Origin of the sequence: Cupriavidus sp. D39 (assembly GCF_026627925.1) — a bacterium.
In the GTDB taxonomy this organism is placed as follows: Bacteria; Pseudomonadota; Gammaproteobacteria; order Burkholderiales; family Burkholderiaceae; genus Cupriavidus; species Cupriavidus ulmosensis.
In genome coordinates this window covers 67,333-85,959 of sequence record NZ_JAPNLE010000009.1, presented here as the reverse complement: position 1 = coordinate 85,959, position 18,627 = coordinate 67,333, and the positions used below count along the sequence as shown (strand labels likewise).

Sequence of the window (18,627 nt, the reverse complement as noted above, 5' to 3'; positions counted from 1 at the left end):
ATTATCGCACGGTTTTCATCCGGTTCCGGCAGTTTTTACCCGGGAACCGGCTCGGCGGGCACATCGCCGCTTTCACCGCCGGCGTCGCCTGCACCGCTCGCCACCTGCCCCTGGCGCAAGGCACGCACCAGCAGCCGCGCCGGATCGATGGCCTCGGCCAGCTCGAGTTCGAGCGGCAACGGCTCTCCTTCGATCTGGCTGGCCAGCAATTCCGCCCCCAATGCGGCCCATGTGAGGCCGCGCGAGCCATATGCAAGTGCCGCGTACAGCCCCGGCAGGCGAGGGATATCCCCTAGGCGCGCCCCGCTGAGCGCGGCGGCGTCCCGCGCCGCCTGGGCCTCGTCGGCCACGCGGCCGATCAGCGGCAGGCGGTTGTGCGAGACGCTGCGCACGCCAACGTAGCCTGTGAGCGTTGCCGGATCCAGGCTGGCGGCCGCGCCGGCAAGCGCGGGCAGCAAAGCGCCCAGCCGGGCGAGGTTCTCGGCGTGCACTTCGGGGCGCTCGTCCAGCGCGCCGGCATCCTGCCCATCCGGCTCGTAGCTGGAGCCGATGCGCGCGGTGCCGTCCGCCGCGCGCGGCAACAGGTAGCCAGTGCCGGTGACCACGCAATCGGGCCATTCGCCAAGGCGCGCCAGCGCCGCCGGCTCCAGCGTGGTGAGCTGGCCGCGCACCCGGTCGATCGTCATATGGCGCAGCCCAAGCAAGCGCAGCGCTTCGTGCGCGTTGGCCACCACCACCACCGGCGCTGCGGCCAGCACCGCGCCCGCCTCGTCCAGCGCCTGCCAGCCATCCGCGACACGCGCCAGCCCTGCCACCCGGCTGCCATAGCGCGCCGTTACCGCCGCCGCGGCCCGCGCCAGCTGCGCGCGGCAGATCTCGGGCGGCGGCGCCCAGCCGCCCTGCCCAAACCACAGCCCGCCGTGGGGTACCGGCGCGCCATGCCGGCTGGCGGCTTCCTCGGCGCTCATCCAGCGCGCGAACGCCTCCGGAAAGCCCAGGGCAGCGAGCGCCGCCTGCTGGATGCCCCCGTCCTCCACGCCCGCGCCGGTCTGCAGCACGCCGCAGCCCTGCCAGCCGGGCGCATGTCCCGCCGCCGCCAGCGCCGCCCAGGTCCGCAGGGACTGCAGGTTGCCGGCCCGCGACAAGCGCGACAGGACACTGTCATCCGAGGACAAATGCGGATGCATGGCGGCGGCGCGGTGGGCCGAGGTCAACTGCGCCGGGCCCTCGTGGGCATCGAACAACGTCACGCGCCAGCCACGCCCGGCCAGCCGCTCGGTGACCGCGCAGCCGGCCAGGCCAGCGCCGATGACGATCGCGTGCCGCTCGGGCCAGGCCGCGGCACACGGCGGCGGCTGCCGCCGCGTGCCGCGCATGACAGGAAAGCGCGCCACGGTCATCGGCGGCGCGCCGCCAGATCCTGGGGCCGAACCGACCGCGAAGCCGGCTGCTTGCAAACCCCGCTGGAAGACGCTGTCCGCCACATGTGTGGCCAGCGTGGCCTCCGGGCGCGCCAGCCGGGCCAGGCGCTTCATCAGTTGCGGCTGCCACATATCGGGATTGCGCGCCGGCGAAAAGCCGTCCAGGTAGAAGGCATCCGCACCCAGCACCAACCGCGGCAGCACGGCATCGATATCGCCAAACGCCAGCGTCAGCACGACCGCCCCGCCCTCGAACTCCAGCCGGTGCAGGCCGGGCAACGCCAGCGGCCACGCGGCCCTCAGCTCGGCGGCCAGCGGCGCGAGCGCCGCCTGAGCGCCAAGGCTGGCATGCATCGCGGCAAGCCCCGCGCTGGTAAACGGATGCTTCTCCACCGACACGAAATGGAGCCGCCGGCAACGCCTGGGATCGTCTCGCCATGCCTGCCAGGTTGCCAGGAAGTTCAACCCCAGCCCAAAACCGGCCTCCAGGATCACGAACTGCTCGCGCCCGCCCCAGGCCTGCGGCAAGCCGCTGCCGGCCAGGAAGACGTGACGGGCCCTCTCCAGGCCATCCGCGTTACCGTGGTAGACCTCGTCGTAGCGCGGCGAGTAGGGCGAGCCTGAAGCGGAAAAAGCGGGCTCGGCGGGTTCTAAGGCGCGGAATATGGACAAGGGGACAAGGGGACAAGGGGACAAGGGGGACAAGGGGACAAAGGTCCGCAGATTGGGAAATGCGGGGGCGCGTCAGACGCGAAATGCATTGGGACTGGAAGATGGCGAAGGCGCTCGCAATCGCCCGCAATCGCCCGCCAGGCGCGCCCTGCGGCATGCCGCCGGCCCGCCCCAAAGCCCGGCGATGGTAGCATAGCGCCCTGTGCCGCCGGCCCCTCCAGGCCGGCACCCGCACGCCCCGCACGCCCTTTTCCCGCCTCGCCATGCTCAGCTACCGTCATGCCTTCCACGCCGGCAACCACGCCGATGTTCTCAAACACGCCATCGTGGTCCAGTTGCTGGAGCAGTTGAGCCAGAAAGACAAGCCCTTCTGGTACATCGACACGCACGCCGGTGCCGGGCTGTACGCGCTCGATCACGCCTACGCGCAGAAAAAGGCGAGTTCGAGACCGGCATCGCCCGGCTGTGGCAGGCCGCCGCCGCCAAGCGGCCCATGCCGACGCTGGTCGAGGATTACCTGGAACAGGTACGCACGCTGAACCCGGACGGCAACCTTAAGCACTACCCTGGCTCGCCCTGGCTTGCCTGGCAGATGCTGCGGGACGCGGACCGCCTGCGCCTGTTCGAGATGCACAGCACGGAAATCCAGGTGCTGCGCGATAACTTCCGTGGCGCCGGCCGCCGCGTCATGCTGTACGACGGCGACGGCTTTACCGGCATCAACGCCATCCTGCCCCCGCCGCCGCGCCGCGCGCTGGTGCTGATCGATCCCTCTTACGAAGACAAGCAGGACTACGGCCGCGTGGTGCGCAGCCTGCAGGATTGCCTGCAGCGCTTTGCCACCGGCATGTACGCAATCTGGTATCCCGAGGTGCAGCGCCGCGAATCCGTGCAGTTGCCGGTGCAGCTGAAAAAGCTGCCGCTCAAGAGCTGGCTGCACGTCACCCTGCGCGTCAAGCATCCGGTCGCCGGCGGGCTGGGCCTGCACGGCAGCGGCATGTTCATCGTCAATCCGCCGTGGCGCCTGAAGGAAACCCTGGAGGCAGCCATGCCCGCCCTGGTGACGATGCTGCGCCAGGACGACGGCGCCGGCTTCACGCTGGAAGCGCAGGAAAGCTGATCCTCGCGCCGGTTGGCGGACAGGATGGCAGCGGAACCCGCACCGCTGCCGCCGCGCACGGCAAAGGCATCGTGACAGGCGAGCGCCTATCACGATCGGAACTGCTAGGCGATCGAACCGCCGTCAGGAGATGGTGTACCTGTTCTGCCGGCTGCGGGAATAGAGCCCGCGCGCGAGTTCCAGGATGTGGTCGCGATGGCGGTCGAATGCCTCCAGCACGGCGGGCTCGTCCGGGCGTAGTTCGGGGCTGAGGTTGGAGAGTACCGCGCGGTCGACCTCGAAGGAGATTTCACGCGAACTGTCGTAGCCCCAGAAACATACGCAATGCCTGGATGGGTCGTAACTCCGGCTGGGATTGGGGAAATTGAGTGCCATGTCTGCATCGTAGTCCGATTCGCGCCCCTCCGTACGGTATAGAAGGCGTGGCAGCCGTATTTGTGCCGGATTCAGCAGCCAGCTCCCCGGCAAGTCTGGAGAGGACCGCTTTCCCTTGTCATTTCACCCACCTGCGGCGTCGCTTTTTGCTGGCCGGACATGACGCGACATATGCACTGGGAAGACCAGATCTAAGCATCTTCTACTTCGCCCGCGAACGGCTAGACCGTACGATTCCCGAAACATGCACGGCGGCACGTCCACCGTGGTCCGGGACAGGACGGCAACCATAAAGCCGGCCGCCGGAAATCAACACAAGGGTCAAGGGGTCATATGGAAAGCTTGCACGGAGCCAGAAACGGGTGGGCGCCTGACGTCGAGGTGACGGACAGGGGCATCTGGAAAAACACCATCGCCGCAGCCAGCCACGCGCTGGAAACCGTCGCGCTCATCGAGCACGGCGTTGGCATGACATTAAAGCTGCAGCGCAAGGTCCGCGCGCTGCGCGAGCGGTTGCACGCAACGCAAACCGAGCTCGACCGGTACCGCGACATGCACGCCGCCGCCATGCAAGCGTTGCGGCAGGCCGAGGCGACACCGCCCGAAGACACCGGCCGGCTGCGCGCCGAAGCCGAAGCCCTGCAGATGCGCAACCGAGCCTACAAGCTGCTCGTCGAGCATTACGCGCGGGCCGGCATTCCCATCGATCTGGCCGTCTTCGCCAGGCAGCGCCGCCAGGTCCTCCAGCACATCCTGTTCCAGCAACGCCGCGGAGTCGCCCCGGCGCAGATCAGCGTCGACGATATCGCGTTCCTGCTGCGCTGATCCCGTCGCCGGGGCGAAAGAGATTCCGTCGTCCATTGCGACCATCGCGGGCCAGCCGGAGTTGCTTACACCGGCTGCGCTTTCAAAGGCCCGCGCAGTTCGCGGGCTTTTTCCCCGGCGGGCGGGCTCAATGTAGCTATTGACGAACATTGATCGCACAAATGATAATACGTCGCATTTGCAACCACTCGCAGCCGCGCGCACGCCATGTCGTCACATCCCTCGCGCGCGTTCGGCTTGTTCGCCTACTACGAAGAACTGGTCGGCACCTGGACTCGCAAGCTCGCCAACCGCTTTGATGCCGAGGACCTGACCCAGGACGCGCTGCTCAAGGTACTGGAGCGCAAAGGCAGCCCGCCCGAACATCCCCGCGCCTACCTGCACCAGACCGCCCGCCACCTTGCCATTGACGCCTACCGGCGCGAGGGCGGCCGGCAAGCGCTCCCGCTTGACAGCATCGACGCGCATCACGCAAGCTCCGGCGATCCCGAAGCCGCGCTCCACGCGGTTCAGCTCGCCAACGCGCTCGAGCAGGCGCTGGCGGAACTGCCGCTCACATGCCGCCAGGTCTTTGTCTGGCAACGCCTTGAGGGGCTCTCCCAGCAAGAGATCGCCGAGCGCCTTCAGGTCTCCAGGAACATGGTCGAGAAGCACATGATCCGTACGATGCGCCATCTGCGCGACCGGCTCGGCCCGCAAGCACCCCATTGAGTACCGCGCCTTGATCCAGGCTCCTGCCCCCTCCTCCTTGCCCCCAACCCTTGGGGCGGCACACAGATGACAACCCCGGACGCTCCCCGCGAAGCCGCGGCACGCTGGTTTGCGCGCACCCGCGATGGCTCGCTCAGCGAGCAGGAACGCGTTGAGATGGCGGCCTGGCTCGACGCCAGCCCCGTGCACCGGGCCGAATACACGGCGCTGGAGCGCATCTGGCAAGCGGCCGGCGCCCTCGACCCGGAGCGCCTGCGCGCCCTTGCGCCAGGCCCTGCACCGGCGGCCGCCGCCCGGAGATCGCGACCCGCCTTGCACGCCGCCATGCTGGCCAGCCTCTGCGCGGTAGCCGTCGGCGCCGCGTGGCTCGTCCGCCAGCAGGCCGCGCCCGGACCGGCTACCTATGCGGCCAGCGATGCAAGCCACTACACAGCCAGCTTCAGCACCGCGCCCGGCGAGCGGCGACGCGTCACGCTGCCCGACGGCTCCGTCGTGGAGCTCAATACGCGCACGCGGCTATCGGTGCGATTCGAGCCGGGCCAGCGCACCGTGACGCTGGCCGACGGCGAGGCCATGTTCGAGGTGGCGCACGCCAGCGAGCGGCCCTTCGTGGTCGATGCCGGCAGCGGCACCGTCACGGTCACCGGCACCCGCTTCGACGTGCGCCGGGATGGCGCGGAGGTCGCGGTCGCGGTCGAATCCGGGTCGGTGGGCGTGCAAGGCCGCAGCGCGGCGCCGTCTGCCGCGCGCCTGTCGGCCGGCCTTGGCACGCGCATTGCCGCAGACGGCCGGGTCGCGCCCGCGGCGGCGGTCGATCTCGGCGCCACCATGGCGTGGCGTGAAGGCAAGCTGCTGTTCAAGGACCAGCCGCTGTCACTGGTGGCCGCCGAGGTCTCCCGCTACCGGCGCAGCCCGGTCAGGATCAGCGACGCCGGCACCGGCGCGCTGCGCCTGAGCAGCGTGTTCCGTGCCGACGATACCGACGCCCTGCTCGCCGCCTTGCCTCAGTTCCTGCCGGTGGGCGTGCGCACCCTTGCCGATGGCAGCACGGAAATATATTCACGCTAGATTCAGGTTTTTGCTCCGCGTTTCGTCTTCTCCCGGAACGTGCCCGCGTGCTGCGGGCCTGCGTCCCTTTATGCCAACCCGGCCTATCCGAGAAGACCCGACGTGACCCAGCAACATCCTGAGAAGCAGCAACAGATCCCGGCCCGCCACGCACGCGCCAAGCCCCTCCTGATGGCCACCATGGCCGCCACGCTGATCGGCACCATTGCCGCGCCGGCCGCCGCGCAGCCGGCCCAGCAAACACCAGTGGCGATCGACATCCGTGCGCAGCCCCTGGCCGATGCGCTCACGCAGCTCGGCCGGCAAACCTCGCTGCAGTTGTTCTTCACGCCCGCGTTGGTGGCTGGCAAGCAGGCCCCGGCCGTGCACGGCAGCATGCCCGCCGAAGCCGCGCTCGATACGCTGCTCAAGGGCAGCGGCATCCGCTACCAGCGCAATGGCAGCGGCATCGTGCTGCAGCCAGTGGGCCAGGCCGGTGCCGCCGCGCCGATCGCCGCCACCACGGCGTTGGCCGCAACGGCAACGGCAACGACGGCCGCGCCCGCCCCGGAGCCGGCCAGGATGCTCGAAGCCGTGGAGGTCACTGCCTCGCGAACCTCCAGCGACCTGATGAGCCCCGCGCGGCAAGTCACGGTCATCGACCGCGCGGAGCTCGACGAGCTGAAAACCGGCTCCGACAGCATCGCCACCCTGCTCTCCAAGGTCATTCCCGGCATGGCCGACTCCAGCCATACCGTGACCGATTTCGGCCAGACCTTGCGGGGACGCGGCATGCTGGTCCTTGTCGACGGCATCCCCTTGAACACCAACCGGGACTCGGCGCGTAACCTCGCCAACGTGGACCCGGCGCTGATCGAGCGCATCGAGGTCCTGCGCGGCAGCAGTGCCATCTACGGCGGCGGGGCCACCGGGGGCATCGTTTCCATCAACACGCGCCCGGCCGGCGGCCCGCCGCTGTCGGAGACCACGTTCTCGCTCACCTCTGCGCTCTCCCGGCTGCGCGCGGACGGCTTGTCCGGCCAGCTGCAGCAGCATGTCTCCGGCAGCGAAGGGATGGTCGACTATGCCTTCGACGTAGGCGCCCGCCGCATCGGCAGCGCCTACGATGCGCGCAGCCAGCGCATCGCCCCGGAACCCAGCCAGGGTGACCTGTTCCAGTCCGACAACTACAACCTCGGCGGCAAGCTCGGCCTGCGCCTGACGCCCGAGCAGCGCGTGCAGCTTGCGGTGAGCCATTTCAACGCCAGGCAGGACACCGACTACGCCTCCGACCCATCGGTGGCGCGCCTGGCGCCGGGCAGCGTGCCCGCGCGCGCCATCAGCGGCCTGCAGCTCGCCAACCAGAACCAGATCCGCAACACGCTGGTCAATCTCGAATACGAGCACAAGGACCTGGCAGGCAGCGCGGTCTCCGCGCAGCTTTACTACCGCGACTACTTCACGCGCTTCACGCCCTTCGACGCGCGCGCGGTGGCCACCCGCGGCGGCAATGTCGACCAGTCCATGCAGAACTCCGACGTGTTCGGCAGCCGGCTCACCATCAAGACGCCCCTGGACAGCGCCAAGCGCACCCGCCTGGTGTGGGGCCTGGACTTCGAGCAGGAGCGCAGCGACATGCCGATCGACATCTTCGATCGCAAGGCCTATGACGCCAGCGGCGGGCGCGTCTTCAACAGGACCGGCACGCTGACCTACATGCCGCAGATCACCACGCGCAGCCTGGGCGGCTTTGGCCAGCTCCAGCATAAGTTCAACGAGCAGTGGTCGGCCGAGGGCGGCCTGCGCTACCAGTACGCCAACGCCCGCTTCAACGACTTCGTGCCACTGTCGCAATCGCGCGTGGCGCAGCCGGCGACCGTAAAGGGCGGCGTGGTCAACTACACCGCGCTGCTGGGCAATGTCGGCGTGGTGTACAAGCCGGTCAAGGGGCACGAGGTCTATGCCTCGTTCAGCCAGGGCTTCAACCTGCCCGACATCGGCCTGCAGGTGCGCAACGCGCGCGCCGGCTTCGACATCGGTTCGTCCGACCTGCAGCCGGTCAAGACCAACAACTACGAGCTCGGCTGGCGCGGCGCCTTCGGCAACACCCTGACCTCGCTGGCGGTCTTCTACACCACCTCCGACCTGGGCGACGTGCAAAGCTTCAACAACGGCCTGATCCTGACCCGCACCGCCGAGCGCATCCATGGCGTGGAAGCCTCGGCCGACTACCTGTCCGACAACGAGCAATGGGGCACCGGCGGCACCTTCACCTGGATGCGCGGCCGCGAAACCCCGCAAGGCAGCCCGAGCCAGCAGATGAGCGGCTACCGCATCCCGCCCCTCAAGCTGACCGGCTATGTGCAGTACCGGCCCACGCCTGCCTGGAGCAACCGCCTGCAAGCCACCTTCTTCGCCGGGCACGACTACCGGCTCAACGGCGTCGACAGCTTCGGCCGGCGCGATGTGGCCAGCTACACCACGCTGGACCTCATCAGCCGCTACCAGGTCAGCAAGAAAGACACCGTCACGGTAGGCATCCAGAACCTACTGAACCGCTACTACTACCCGCTCTACAGCCAGCTCCTGCGCAACAGCAACAACACCTCGCACCTGCCCGCGGCAGGCATCGTCATGACGGCCACCTACGTGCATCGCTGGTAGAAAGAGCGGGGGCACCAAGGTATTGTCGGCAGAATTCGATATACTGTATATGCATACAGTCATTCGCGGACACCATGTCATCTGCCCCCCGCCGCATCGCCCACCTGGATATGGACGCGTTCTACGCGTCCGTTGAGCTATTGCGATACCCGGAACTGCGCGGCATGCCCGTGGTGATCGGTGGTGGACGAAATGCGGTACCGGAGATACTTCCCGACGGCAGCCGGCGCTTTGCCCGGCTGCGCGACTATGCCGGGCGCGGCGTGGTCACCACGTCCACCTACGAAGCCCGCGCGCTGGGCGTATTCTCCGCCATGGGCATGATGAAGGCCGCGCAACTCGCCCCCGACGCCATCCTGCTGCCGACGGATTTCGACTCGTACCGGCACTACTCCCGCCTGTTCAAGGCCGCCGTCGCCACATTCACGAGCGAGATCGAAGACCGCGGCATCGACGAGATCTACATCGACCTGAGCGACGTCCCAGGCGAGAGCGCCGATATCGGCACCCGCATCAAGCAAGCGGTGCGCGAAGCCACGGGACTGAGCTGCTCCATCTGCATCGCCCCCAACAAGCTCCTCGCCAAGATTGGCTCCGAGCTCGACAAACCCGACGGGCTCACCCTGCTGGCAGCCAGCGATGTGCCGCTGCGCATCTGGCCGCTGCCCGTGCGCAAGGTCAACGGGATCGGCCCCAAAGCCACCGAAAAGCTCGCAGCGCTGGGCATCGCCACGGTCGGCGACCTCGCCAGCGCGGACCTCGGCATGCTGCAGAGCCATTTCGGCCGCAGCTACGCCGCATGGCTAGCCGAGATCGCGCAAGGCCACGACGAGCGCCCGGTTGTCACCAGCTCCGAGCCCAAGTCGATGAGCCGCGAAACCACGTTCGAGCGGGACCTGCATCCCAAGCACGACCGCCAGATGCTCTCCGAAGTCTTCACCGGCCTGTGCCAGCGCCTGGCGGAAGACCTTCGCCGCAAGGGCTACGTGGGCCGCACCATCGGCGTCAAGCTGCGCTACGACGACTTTCACACCGTCACCCGCGACCTCAGCATGCCCGAGCCGACGGCAGACGCCGCACAGCTGCGGCGCGCCGCCACCGAATGCGTCAAACGCGTTGCCCTGGATCGAAAGATTCGCTTGCTGGGCGTGAGGGTCAGCGCGCTGACGCCCGCGGGAGAACTGACGCCGGCTGCGCTGCCGGTACAGACAGAGTTGCCTTTCGCCGACAACGCTTAGCAGACCCCGCCGCGAACCGATCCGTCTGCTAGTATTGCCAAGCCACGCGCAACTCGCAGCACCGGCGCGCAATCAACACCTTCGGGCTAACGTCAATTGTCATTTGACCTGGATATGCCGGCCTCTACCGAAGCTGAAACCAGACTTGATCGCATCGACACCGCGAGGCCGCTGAACCTTACAGTCCCATTACAACAAGAGCGGTTTGACGCGCTGACACGCCTCGCGCGGCACCTCTTCAAGGTCCCGGTTGCGCTGGTTACGCTGCATGACGCACTGCATGACGCGCATCCTGGCAATGCACCCATCTTCATCGACGGCCTGCGCATGGGCTTTCACGCGGCGTGCCCCTTGACCACATCGAGCGGCAGCCAGCTTGGCGCCTTCTGCCTGTTCGATGCCGGACCGCGCGAACTGGACCAGGCGCAGCGCGGCCTGCTGCAAGACTTTGCCGACATGGCGATCGCCATCATCGAGCGCGACCTGGCCCAGGCCAAACTGAACGACGACACCAGCAGGCTGCAGGAAAGCGAGCAACGGCTGGAGCTGGCCATCGCGGGAAGCGGCACGGGCGTCTGGGACCGGGATATCCAGGCGGGCAAGATCCACTACTCGGCCGGCTGGAAGGCCATCATCGGCTATGAAGAGTCCGAGATCACCAACCGGATCGAAGACAGCTATACCCGCGTCCATCCCGACGACCTCGCCTACGTCCAGGCCACCATACAAGCCCACTTCAACCAGGAGACGGAAAGCTACGCGGTGGACCACCGGATCCGCTGCAAGGACGGCAGCTATAAATGGATATCCAGCCGCGGCAAGGTGGTCAGCCGCGCCAGCAACGGCGAGCCGCTGCGCATGATCGGCACCACCACCGATATCACGGCCATCCAGGCACTCTCCGAAGAGCTGCGGCAAACCGTCGACCTGATCACCAGCCTGACCAACGAAGTCCCCGGCCTGGTGTTCCAGCATCGCCTGCTGCCAACGGGGAATCCTTCCTCCCCTACGCCAGCGCCGGCATCACCGATATCTACGAGCTCACGCCGCAACAGGTAGCCGCCAGCACGGCCCCCATCCACGCCGTCATCCATCCCGACGATCTCGAAGCCTACTGCGCGTCGCTGCACGCGTGCGCCGCCAGCCTGACGCCATGGCACCTCGAGTACCGCGTCGAACTACCCAGGCAAGGGCTGCGCTGGCGGCAGGGCGACGCACGCCCCCGGCGGCTCGACGACGGCAGCACGCTGTGGCACGGGTTTATCACCGACGTGACCGAGCGCAAGCGCATCGAGGGAGAACTGCAGGAATTTGCGACCATCGATTTCCTGACGCAACTACCCAATCGCCGCCACTTCGTCGAACGGATCGAACAGGAGCTCGCCCGGATCCGGCGGGCCGACAGCCGCCCTGCCGCCGTCCTGACCTTTGACCTCGACCACTTCAAAACCATCAACGACACCTGGGGCCACGCCATGGGCGACCACGCCCTGCGGTGTTTCGCGGCGCTGCTGCGCAATGCGCTGCAAAAGCACGATTTCGCCGGGCGCATCGGCGGCGAAGAGTTTGCGGTGGTGCTCCCCGATGCCAGCCTTGATACGGCAACACGATTTGCCAGGCGCATACAGCATCAGATCACGGAAACCGCACTGCTTGACGGCAACCAGACCATCGCGCTGACCGTCAGCGTCGGCATTGCTCTCATGCATGCCACCGATGCCAGCGCGGACCTATCCCTCTTGCGCAGCGACGGGGCGCTCTACCGCGCCAAGGAACGCGGCCGTAACCGTATCGAGTGTTACTGATCCACGCCAGGCCGGTGACTGGCGTAGCCATGTAGCCATACCCACGACAACGACACGCCGGCAAAATCCCCCGCAACCCGGCCAAGCCCTCATCCCATTAAACAAGGCCCGAAAGCTATCCCTGCCTTATATATTACCTATTAGTCATTGAATTTACAGTACCAGCAGAAAATTTACCTTCAGGTAATGCACGGGTTTAATGGGCCATGGATATTCAAGATATACGTGAACAGCGCCTAGCCCAGATCATGGCCGAACAGTTCGGCGGCTCCATCGCACGCCTGTCAGACCGGCTCGACCGCGACCCCTCATACTTCTCCCGCATATTCTCGAACACAGGCAAAGCCGGAAAGAAACGCATCGGCGAACATCTCGCACGCGACATCGAAGCCAAGCTCGGCCTGCCGCGCCTATGGCTGGACGGCGACGCGCAAGACGCAGCCGCACCCCCAAAAGAAGAAACCCTGCCGCCCGAGATAGCCGCCCGCTTCGCCCGACTGATCAATGGCTTGCGCAACGAAGACATCGACCGGTTGCTCGCGGCCATCGAATTGATCACGCAGGTCGAAACCGTACGATCGGTGCGTCAATACGGAAAAAACACCAAAGCTGCCCGCGTGCTGAAGACCGACGGGAGAAGCACAACATTCAAGCCAGCCAGCAACGCCGTTCACGAAAGCGGCACACCGGCACCTGGCAAGCCACGCAAGAAGAAGTCCTGAGATGAGCGCGGTTTCCGGCTTGCCGGATATACCGCCTCGCCCTCCACGCTCCGCATGATCCCCTTGGGCGACTTCAATTACCCATTGAACTTGCTTTTATGATTACCTATAGGTAATCTTTGACATCAGTTCCCTGAAAGTGCGGAGGTACCCACGCGGGCACGCCAAGCCACAGGCGAACGAACACGACCAAGGAAACTTCATGCTTATAGGACTCTGCGGCCGCCCAGGCTCCGGCCAGGACCTCATCACGAACTACCTGACCTCCGGGAACCACACCTTCCTCGTCGCCACCTTCGACGCACCGCTGCGCCACATGATCCAGGCCTGCGCGGGCATCAATGAGACGTACTTCGTCCCGGCCAAACTCCACGACCTCATCCCGGCGCTCGGCAAGTCGCCCGCCCAACTGCTGCAAAGGCTTCGTGAATCCTGGAACCGTGCGCCGATGGATCCGGATGTGTTGATCAAGTACTTCGCGGAGACGCTAGCCCGGCTCGACGGCCGCGATGTCGTGGTGCCCGATGTGTCGACGCAAGCAGAGGCTGAGTTCATACAGGCGCGCGGTGGACGGTTGATCCGGGTCGTTTCGCCAGGTGTGCTAGGGGCTGACCCGTTGATCAAGCGGGCGTGGATTGATCTGGAACTGGAGGTGGGCGTGGAGTCGGACTGGCTGTATGGGGAGATTGATGCGATCGTGGGCGAGGAGGTTCTGGTGGGCTGAGGTTGACCAGGAAAAACGCGGCTTGTATCGGCTTGTTCCGCGCCATTTACCTGATCTTCTGTTTTGTCGCTCGCCACGCAATTGAATCTGGGGTGAACCTGATCGAGCACCTGGCCCTTCGGGGTGGCTGCCGGTTTTCCCAAGGCAATCCGACCGCCATCTGCGCTCGCAAAAAGCAGGGGAAGGCCATGGATTGTGCCGGGCCGGGAAGCGGCCTATATTCCACAAAGGATAAGCCCGTATTGTCGTTGCAGCCCCACAAACTCGATGCCCCCAGCTATGTCCGTTCCCGGTTCTGGCGCTACTGATCCCACCCAATCGGTGTCTTCCGCGCCTCCTTTCGCCCTTCTCGACGAACACTTCCGCTTACTCGTTGAAGGCATCGAGAACTATGCCATCTACCTTCTCGACCCGACCGGCCGCGTGACGAGCTGGAATCCCGGCGCCGAAAAAATCAAGGGCTACACTTCCAAGGAGATCATTGGCAGGCACTTTTCCGCGTTCTACACGGAGGAAGGGCGCGCCCTGGGTGCGCCGGAGCGCGAGTTGCGCGAAGCGGCCAGGTGCGGGCGGCTCGAGGATGAAGGATGGCGCGTGCGTAAAGATGGCACCCGCTTTTGGGCGAACGTTGTCATCGCCGCGTTGCGCCATCCCAATGGCGAAATCTGGGGTTACGCCAAAATCACACGCGACCTAACGGAGCGCCGACGCACGGAAGAAGCGCTGCGTCAAAGCGAGGAGACTCTCCGCCTGCTGGTGGAAGGCGTGAAAGACTATGCGATCTTCCTGCTTGATCCCCAAGGCAACGTCATGACCTGGAATCCTGGCGCCGAAAGCATCAAGGGGTATCGACGCGATGAGATCATCGGGCGGCATTTCTCGACTTTCTATCCGGCTGAAGACATCGCTGCCGAAAAGCCGGCCAGGGAGCTTTTGCAGGCCGAGCGAGAGGGTAGCCTCGAAGACGAGGGTTGGCGCGTGCGCAAGGACGGCACCCTGTTTTGGGCAAACGTCATCATCACAGCGGTCTATGACGCTGAGAAAAGGCTGCGGGGATTCGCCAAGGTCACGCGTGACATGAGTGAGCGCAAGCGGCTTGCTGAGCTCGAGGCCTCCAGCCAGAGAATGAACGAGTTCCTGGCGACGCTCTCCCATGAGCTGCGCAACCCGCTCGCGCCCATTCGGAACGCGGTCAATGCCATTGCGCTCCAACCCGAGAACCGGAGCGTCGTCGACCGCTGTCACGCCTTGATTGATCGCCAGGTCACGCACCTGACCCGACTGGTGGATGACCTGCTCGACGTGGGCCGCATCACTGCCGGGAAGGTCCAGCTCCGGATTGAGACGGTCGACATCCGCGAGATCATCGAACTCGGCGTCGAGGCCGCGCGCCCCACACTTGATGCCCGTTCGCAACAGATATCGCTCAATCTGCCGACTACACCAACCTTGATGGAGGCGGACCGCACGCGGCTCACTCAGATCGTCCAGAATCTGGTTCTGAATGCATCCAAGTTTTCCCCCGTCTACCTCGATAGAGGTCAACGTGGTCACCGCTAGTCGCCAACTGACGATCTCGATCACCGATCAAGGTTGCGGCCTGCCGCCGGATTCCCTTGATTCGATCTTCAATCTCTTCATGCAGGATCGCCGTTGGCACGGTAGTCACGAGGGCGGCCTTGGAATTGGCCTATCGGTTTGCCGCTCGCTGGTCGAGCTTCACGGCGGGACGATTTCCGCGGCAAGCAAGGGACTCGGCAAAGGAAGTACTTTCACCATACGGCTTCCGTACCGCCCCGCGGCCCTCCACCTCAAGGACGCGGGCGCAGGAACAGCGAAGGCAACAAAGCCAAGCCTGCGGATCCTGATCGTCGACGACAACCGAGACTCAGCGGACAGCCTCGCCATGCTCTTGGAACTTCAGGGGCACCTTCCCACAATCGCCTACGACGGTCCCCATGCTCTGGTTATCGCCGAGAAATGCAGGCCACAGATCGCCTTCATCGACCTGGCGATGCCCGGCATGAGCGGCTATGCCGTGGTCCGTGCACTCAAGAATCTACCCCAGCTGCCGGATACGCGGTTTGTAGCAATGACAGGTTTTGGTCAGCCGGACGATCATCAGCGAAGCCGCGACGCGGGATTCGATTGCCACGTCGTGAAGCCCATTGAACTGCCTACCATTCTGGAGTTGGTCGAGCGCACATTGGCCATCGGGGATAGCCCTCGAACGAACCAAAGGCCTTGAGCGAGCCGCACGGGCGCCGCGCGAGCCACGGGTCAAAGCGGCAGGGTAGCTACCCTGGGAATTCCGCAATGTGCAATATGCACGACGAAAACATCATCCTTTCTAAGATGGATCTTTGGTACGCGTACGCGAAACAGCCCCCATGATGCCCAGGCCGAGGACGATGACGCATATGATGCCCACGTAGACTTGGGCCACACCTGCCGTAACGAGACCCCATGCAATACCGCCGACGAGCAGCAGCAGTCCAACGAGGAAGAGCGCAAATGACATGAGACAGCTCCTTGCAGAACGCCGCTGTGGCTGCGGCATAAGAACAATCTAGGCGGCGCGCCCGCCGACAGGCATCGGGGGATGGCGGAGATGCACGTAGGCCTGCTCTTACACGCACGTCATCGTGGCGCGACCGCAATGGCGGCCCTACCCGCACGAACTGTTTGCCGCTGCGCCGGTGCCGCGCGCCTTGGGTGCAGAGCCCCTCCACTAGTTCGGAGATGTAGGACACCACCCTCTGGCAGGACACCACCCTCTGGCGCCCCTGGTTGCCACTGCCGAGAATACAGGCAGGCAGAAGCATTCTGATTCCCACCAGATCGAATGCCCACGCGCCCCACCAACGAACAGCCGGTGCTCAGGTTCACGACCGCGGCCTGGCTTGCGGACCGCACCTGGATCTCGACGCGGCAGGCATTGAACTGGGCAAGCAGGACCGTGATCAGTTACTTGTCCGCCTCGAGTGTTCCTGGCGAGAGCACTGGCTCGGCATCGCTCATCGAACCTCCTCATTCTCGACGTTTATTGTCGGTTCCGACGGCAGGCTGACCGGTTAGTCTGCCGGCACAGCCTGAGAATGATTACTTTGACACCAAGGCGGACACCGCCCACTATCGAGAGGGCAAAGCATCGCCTACAACAACAGTAGAACATCACTCAGGGAGACAGCCATGGATACAAAACCGCAACGCAACGTACACGTCGTCCCCCACGGCGACGGGTGGGACATCATCCATGAGGGGGCCAAGGGTGAAAGAGCACACTTCCTGACTCAGGAGGAGGCGGTGGAAGCCGCCACGGCGATTGCACAGCGCGAGAAGGTGGAGTTGCTGGTGCATGGGCAGGATGGTCAGATCCGCTCGCGCAATAGCTACGGGCATGACCCTCGCAGTGTGAGAGGCTGATCATGGCCAGTGACGGCCCGCCACTGGCTCGCGGCGCCGTCTCAGCACTGACACCCACTGAATTACGCAGTGTGCAGCATGCGGTACAAAACCTCATCCTTTCGGATTCGATGCCCACACACTTGCTCAATCATGCGGTCCGAGCGCTGCCTTGTGGCCGAAGGATTCGACGCGCTTTGTTTGCGCTCCGGTTAGCGCATAGCTAACATGAAAATGCACACTGTAGCGTCACCAGGCAAGCGGCCCGGGTTCTCGCGCTGCCTGCCAAACCCCGTGGAGGTGCCGACCCATGATCAACATTCAATTCATCGAACGCGATGGCCGCCCCGAGTTCGCGGTGGTGCCCATTGAAGTGTGGGAGCGCATCAAACGTCGGGTCGGGGAGCTCGACGACGCAGCGCTGCACGGGCAGGCCAAGACTCGAGATGACGGTTTTCGGATCCCCGCCGCCATACTGGATGCCGAACTCTCCGGCGATAACCCGGTGAAGGCCTGGCGCGAATACCGCCGCATGACCCAGGATGCGCTGGCGACCGCGGCGGGCCTCAGCAAGCCCTATCTCAGCCAGATCGAGAACCGCAAACGTGATGGCAGCATCGAGGTATTCCAGAGCCTCGCGGCAGCGCTTGCGTGCCGATCGACGTACTGGTTGAGCAGCCAGGAAAATAATCCGCATTCAACCTGAAGACCTGGCCATCGGACGCAAGTACCGGAGCCAGGTCGGTCTCTCCCCAGGTTCCCTGGAATGATCATCGGCTTCGAGCCAACACCGATCTCCCTGTCCGCGAACAGGATGACGAGCAAGCCAATCAGCAGGCCGCCCCTTGCGCGTGCCCGACGCGCCAGCGGTGGCCGGCCATGACGCCTGGCAGGCGTTGGGGCTGCCCGGGGTCTTTGGCATTGCGCATCCCTTCATCAGAAGGGTACTGAAATTGATGCGACGCACCACAATCAATAGCGGCGGCAGATGACCGCCGTTGTAGTTACTCACGGGTGTAGGTGACTCACCCTGCCGCCTACACCCCTTTTTCTCCCCACGGGATACAGCATGAGAATCACCCCTATTCTTGCTCTGATGTTGGTGCCGGGCGCGGTTCATGCCCAACTCTCGGCATACAAATCCTCCGGATCTGCGGGCTATGGTGGCTATGCCGCCGCCTCTGGGCAGCACGGCGCTGCCTATGGCTCGGCACAAGGTCAGGGCAATTCGCTCGCCGGAGTGAACGGCGTCATTACGCAGCGCTATAGCAATGCGTCTTCAGGGCATCAGCGAGACGATATGGCCGCTGCGCAGGCCTTGGGGACTTCGCAGGACTACGGGGGTGGAAAAAGTAAAACGTCTTTGAATCCGTCGACACCCTATTCTCAGCCGGGCAAATGACCTGGAGCGACGCAGTCGCGATGAGCATCAACCTCGCGACTACAGCGCGCCTTATCGGCAGGCTGATACCGAATCACCGCCGTGGGACACGCGTTGCATCGCCGAAGTACTATCCCCGACATACAGCACATTGAACTCCCGACGTCCTCGCTAATGCGGCACTAGTCGCGTTGCCCGCCCTGCCATCGAACAAATGCAAACAATTGTGCCGTCCGCCTCGCGGCCTTTTTCTGCGAGCTACACTGCTTTTGCCGCCTGCAAGCCTTCTTAACGTACTTGGTCGTCGTGATTGGGACCGATTCGACGCAGGCGGCACCCTCAAGCCTCACACCGCGCTTCGGTACGTACCCTGGCAAAGCCAGCGCCTGTCGTCACCCAAATAGCGGCAGATTTCCGTCCACCCACCGGGCGCCTCTGCCCCACGCACACCAGGAGGTGCCCCCGCATTGCGTGCCGGCCCGCTGATGCCGCAGTGCCGCCCCCCGCCCCCCGCCTT

General features: G+C 65.0%; 16 protein-coding genes and 3 pseudogenes. 16 read left to right on the top strand and 3 right to left on the bottom strand.

The genetic code is table 11. From position 1 onward, the window contains the following. Nucleotides 1-35: 35 nt before the first annotated feature. Entirely contained in the window at nucleotides 36-2,087 is a 2,052-nt protein-coding gene (gene mnmC, locus OMK73_RS11965) for a bifunctional tRNA (5-methylaminomethyl-2-thiouridine)(34)-methyltransferase MnmD/FAD-dependent 5-carboxymethylaminomethyl-2-thiouridine(34) oxidoreductase MnmC (RefSeq protein WP_267606338.1), read from the bottom strand. A gap of 269 nt (nucleotides 2,088-2,356) precedes the next feature. Here mnmC and OMK73_RS11960 point away from each other — a divergent pair. Next, nucleotides 2,357-3,213 (top strand): annotated as a pseudogene (locus tag OMK73_RS11960) (23S rRNA (adenine(2030)-N(6))-methyltransferase RlmJ). 123 nt (nucleotides 3,214-3,336) lie between these two features. Here OMK73_RS11960 and OMK73_RS11955 read toward each other — a convergent pair. Then, complete coding sequence (locus OMK73_RS11955; RefSeq protein WP_043345911.1) at nucleotides 3,337-3,588, bottom strand: DUF1488 domain-containing protein; 252 nt, start codon at nucleotides 3,586-3,588, stop codon at nucleotides 3,337-3,339. A 333-nt stretch (nucleotides 3,589-3,921) separates the two neighbouring features. On the opposite strand from OMK73_RS11955, the gene OMK73_RS11950 reads away from it, so the two are divergent. The 12 genes and pseudogenes from OMK73_RS11950 to OMK73_RS39120 all read left to right on the top strand — a co-directional run bounded on the left by OMK73_RS11950 (nucleotide 3,922) and on the right by OMK73_RS39120 (nucleotide 15,572). Further along, nucleotides 3,922-4,413, top strand: coding sequence for a hypothetical protein (locus tag OMK73_RS11950; RefSeq protein WP_267602260.1), 492 nt, complete (start codon nucleotides 3,922-3,924; stop codon nucleotides 4,411-4,413). A gap of 207 nt (nucleotides 4,414-4,620) precedes the next feature. Further along, a complete protein-coding gene (locus OMK73_RS11945) occupies nucleotides 4,621-5,124 on the top strand; it encodes a sigma-70 family RNA polymerase sigma factor (protein WP_267602259.1) in 504 nt (167 codons plus the stop codon). A 66-nt stretch (nucleotides 5,125-5,190) separates the two neighbouring features. Continuing rightward, a complete protein-coding gene (locus tag OMK73_RS11940; protein ID WP_267602258.1) occupies nucleotides 5,191-6,192 on the top strand; it encodes a FecR family protein in 1,002 nt (333 codons plus the stop codon). Between the two features lie 180 nt (nucleotides 6,193-6,372). Continuing rightward, complete coding sequence (locus tag OMK73_RS11935) at nucleotides 6,373-8,835, top strand: TonB-dependent receptor (RefSeq protein ID WP_420715644.1); 2,463 nt, start codon at nucleotides 6,373-6,375, stop codon at nucleotides 8,833-8,835. A 74-nt stretch (nucleotides 8,836-8,909) separates the two neighbouring features. Continuing rightward, a complete protein-coding gene (dinB, locus tag OMK73_RS11930; protein ID WP_267602257.1) occupies nucleotides 8,910-10,073 on the top strand; it encodes a DNA polymerase IV in 1,164 nt (387 codons plus the stop codon). A gap of 114 nt (nucleotides 10,074-10,187) precedes the next feature. Then, on the top strand, nucleotides 10,188-11,132 hold the full coding sequence (locus OMK73_RS11925; protein WP_267602256.1) for a PAS domain-containing protein: 945 nt from the start codon (nucleotides 10,188-10,190) through the stop codon (nucleotides 11,130-11,132). Continuing rightward, nucleotides 11,096-11,266: pseudogene (locus OMK73_RS11920) on the top strand (PAS domain-containing protein); the annotation flags it as partial. The gene OMK73_RS11925 and the pseudogene OMK73_RS11920, both read left to right, overlap by 37 nt. Nucleotides 11,267-11,344: 78 nt before the next feature. Beyond that, the gene (locus OMK73_RS11915; RefSeq protein WP_267606336.1) at nucleotides 11,345-11,878 is read left to right on the top strand and encodes a GGDEF domain-containing protein; all 534 of its coding nucleotides are present in this window, start codon (nucleotides 11,345-11,347) and stop codon (nucleotides 11,876-11,878) included. A gap of 248 nt (nucleotides 11,879-12,126) precedes the next feature. Beyond that, nucleotides 12,127-12,600, top strand: a complete 474-nt coding sequence (locus OMK73_RS11910) for a hypothetical protein (protein WP_267602255.1) — start codon at nucleotides 12,127-12,129, stop codon at nucleotides 12,598-12,600. Nucleotides 12,601-12,802: 202 nt separating this feature from the next. Then, nucleotides 12,803-13,324: a hypothetical protein gene (locus OMK73_RS11905; RefSeq protein ID WP_267602254.1), complete on the top strand. Its 522-nt coding sequence runs from the start codon at nucleotides 12,803-12,805 to the stop codon at nucleotides 13,322-13,324. Between the two features lie 32 nt (nucleotides 13,325-13,356). After that, nucleotides 13,357-13,632: a hypothetical protein gene (locus OMK73_RS11900; protein ID WP_267602253.1), complete on the top strand. Its 276-nt coding sequence runs from the start codon at nucleotides 13,357-13,359 to the stop codon at nucleotides 13,630-13,632. Then, nucleotides 13,592-15,572: pseudogene (locus tag OMK73_RS39120) on the top strand (PAS domain S-box protein). The gene OMK73_RS11900 and the pseudogene OMK73_RS39120 overlap by 41 nt, the downstream one beginning before the upstream one ends. Nucleotides 15,573-15,674: 102 nt before the next feature. Here the strand turns inward: OMK73_RS39120 and OMK73_RS11885 are convergent. Further along, the gene (locus OMK73_RS11885; protein WP_267602250.1) at nucleotides 15,675-15,845 is read right to left on the bottom strand and encodes a hypothetical protein; all 171 of its coding nucleotides are present in this window, start codon (nucleotides 15,843-15,845) and stop codon (nucleotides 15,675-15,677) included. A 671-nt stretch (nucleotides 15,846-16,516) separates the two neighbouring features. Here OMK73_RS11885 and OMK73_RS11880 point away from each other — a divergent pair. The 3 genes from OMK73_RS11880 to OMK73_RS11870 all read left to right on the top strand — a co-directional run bounded on the left by OMK73_RS11880 (nucleotide 16,517) and on the right by OMK73_RS11870 (nucleotide 18,131). Then, the gene (locus OMK73_RS11880) at nucleotides 16,517-16,750 is read left to right on the top strand and encodes a DUF2188 domain-containing protein (RefSeq protein ID WP_267602249.1); all 234 of its coding nucleotides are present in this window, start codon (nucleotides 16,517-16,519) and stop codon (nucleotides 16,748-16,750) included. A 289-nt stretch (nucleotides 16,751-17,039) separates the two neighbouring features. Further along, nucleotides 17,040-17,435 (top strand): helix-turn-helix domain-containing protein, encoded by a 396-nt coding sequence (locus tag OMK73_RS11875; RefSeq protein WP_267602248.1) that lies wholly within the window; start codon nucleotides 17,040-17,042, stop codon nucleotides 17,433-17,435. 363 nt (nucleotides 17,436-17,798) lie between these two features. After that, on the top strand, nucleotides 17,799-18,131 hold the full coding sequence (locus tag OMK73_RS11870) for a hypothetical protein (protein ID WP_267602247.1): 333 nt from the start codon (nucleotides 17,799-17,801) through the stop codon (nucleotides 18,129-18,131). Nucleotides 18,132-18,627: the final 496 nt, after the last annotated feature.

Bases quoted from the DNA above. Each gene is read 5' to 3' on its own strand.
- OMK73_RS11880 (WP_267602249.1), top strand. From the start codon at position 16,517: ATGGATACAAAACCGCAACGCAACGTACACGTCGTCCCCCACGGCGAC.
- OMK73_RS11940 (WP_267602258.1), top strand. From the start codon at position 5,191: ATGACAACCCCGGACGCTCCCCGCGAAGCCGCGGCACGCTGGTTTGCG.
- OMK73_RS11935 (WP_420715644.1), top strand. From the start codon at position 6,373: ATGGCCGCCACGCTGATCGGCACCATTGCCGCGCCGGCCGCCGCGCAG.
- OMK73_RS11925 (WP_267602256.1), top strand. From the start codon at position 10,188: ATGCCGGCCTCTACCGAAGCTGAAACCAGACTTGATCGCATCGACACC.
- OMK73_RS11875 (WP_267602248.1), top strand. From the start codon at position 17,040: ATGATCAACATTCAATTCATCGAACGCGATGGCCGCCCCGAGTTCGCG.
- dinB (WP_267602257.1), top strand. From the start codon at position 8,910: ATGTCATCTGCCCCCCGCCGCATCGCCCACCTGGATATGGACGCGTTC.
- OMK73_RS11950 (WP_267602260.1), top strand. From the start codon at position 3,922: ATGGAAAGCTTGCACGGAGCCAGAAACGGGTGGGCGCCTGACGTCGAG.
- OMK73_RS11945 (WP_267602259.1), top strand. From the start codon at position 4,621: ATGTCGTCACATCCCTCGCGCGCGTTCGGCTTGTTCGCCTACTACGAA.
- OMK73_RS11905 (WP_267602254.1), top strand. From the start codon at position 12,803: ATGCTTATAGGACTCTGCGGCCGCCCAGGCTCCGGCCAGGACCTCATC.
- OMK73_RS11870 (WP_267602247.1), top strand. From the start codon at position 17,799: ATGAGAATCACCCCTATTCTTGCTCTGATGTTGGTGCCGGGCGCGGTT.
- OMK73_RS11955 (WP_043345911.1), bottom strand. From the start codon at position 3,588: ATGGCACTCAATTTCCCCAATCCCAGCCGGAGTTACGACCCATCCAGG.
- OMK73_RS11910 (WP_267602255.1), top strand. From the start codon at position 12,127: ATGGCCGAACAGTTCGGCGGCTCCATCGCACGCCTGTCAGACCGGCTC.
- OMK73_RS11885 (WP_267602250.1), bottom strand. From the start codon at position 15,845: ATGTCATTTGCGCTCTTCCTCGTTGGACTGCTGCTGCTCGTCGGCGGT.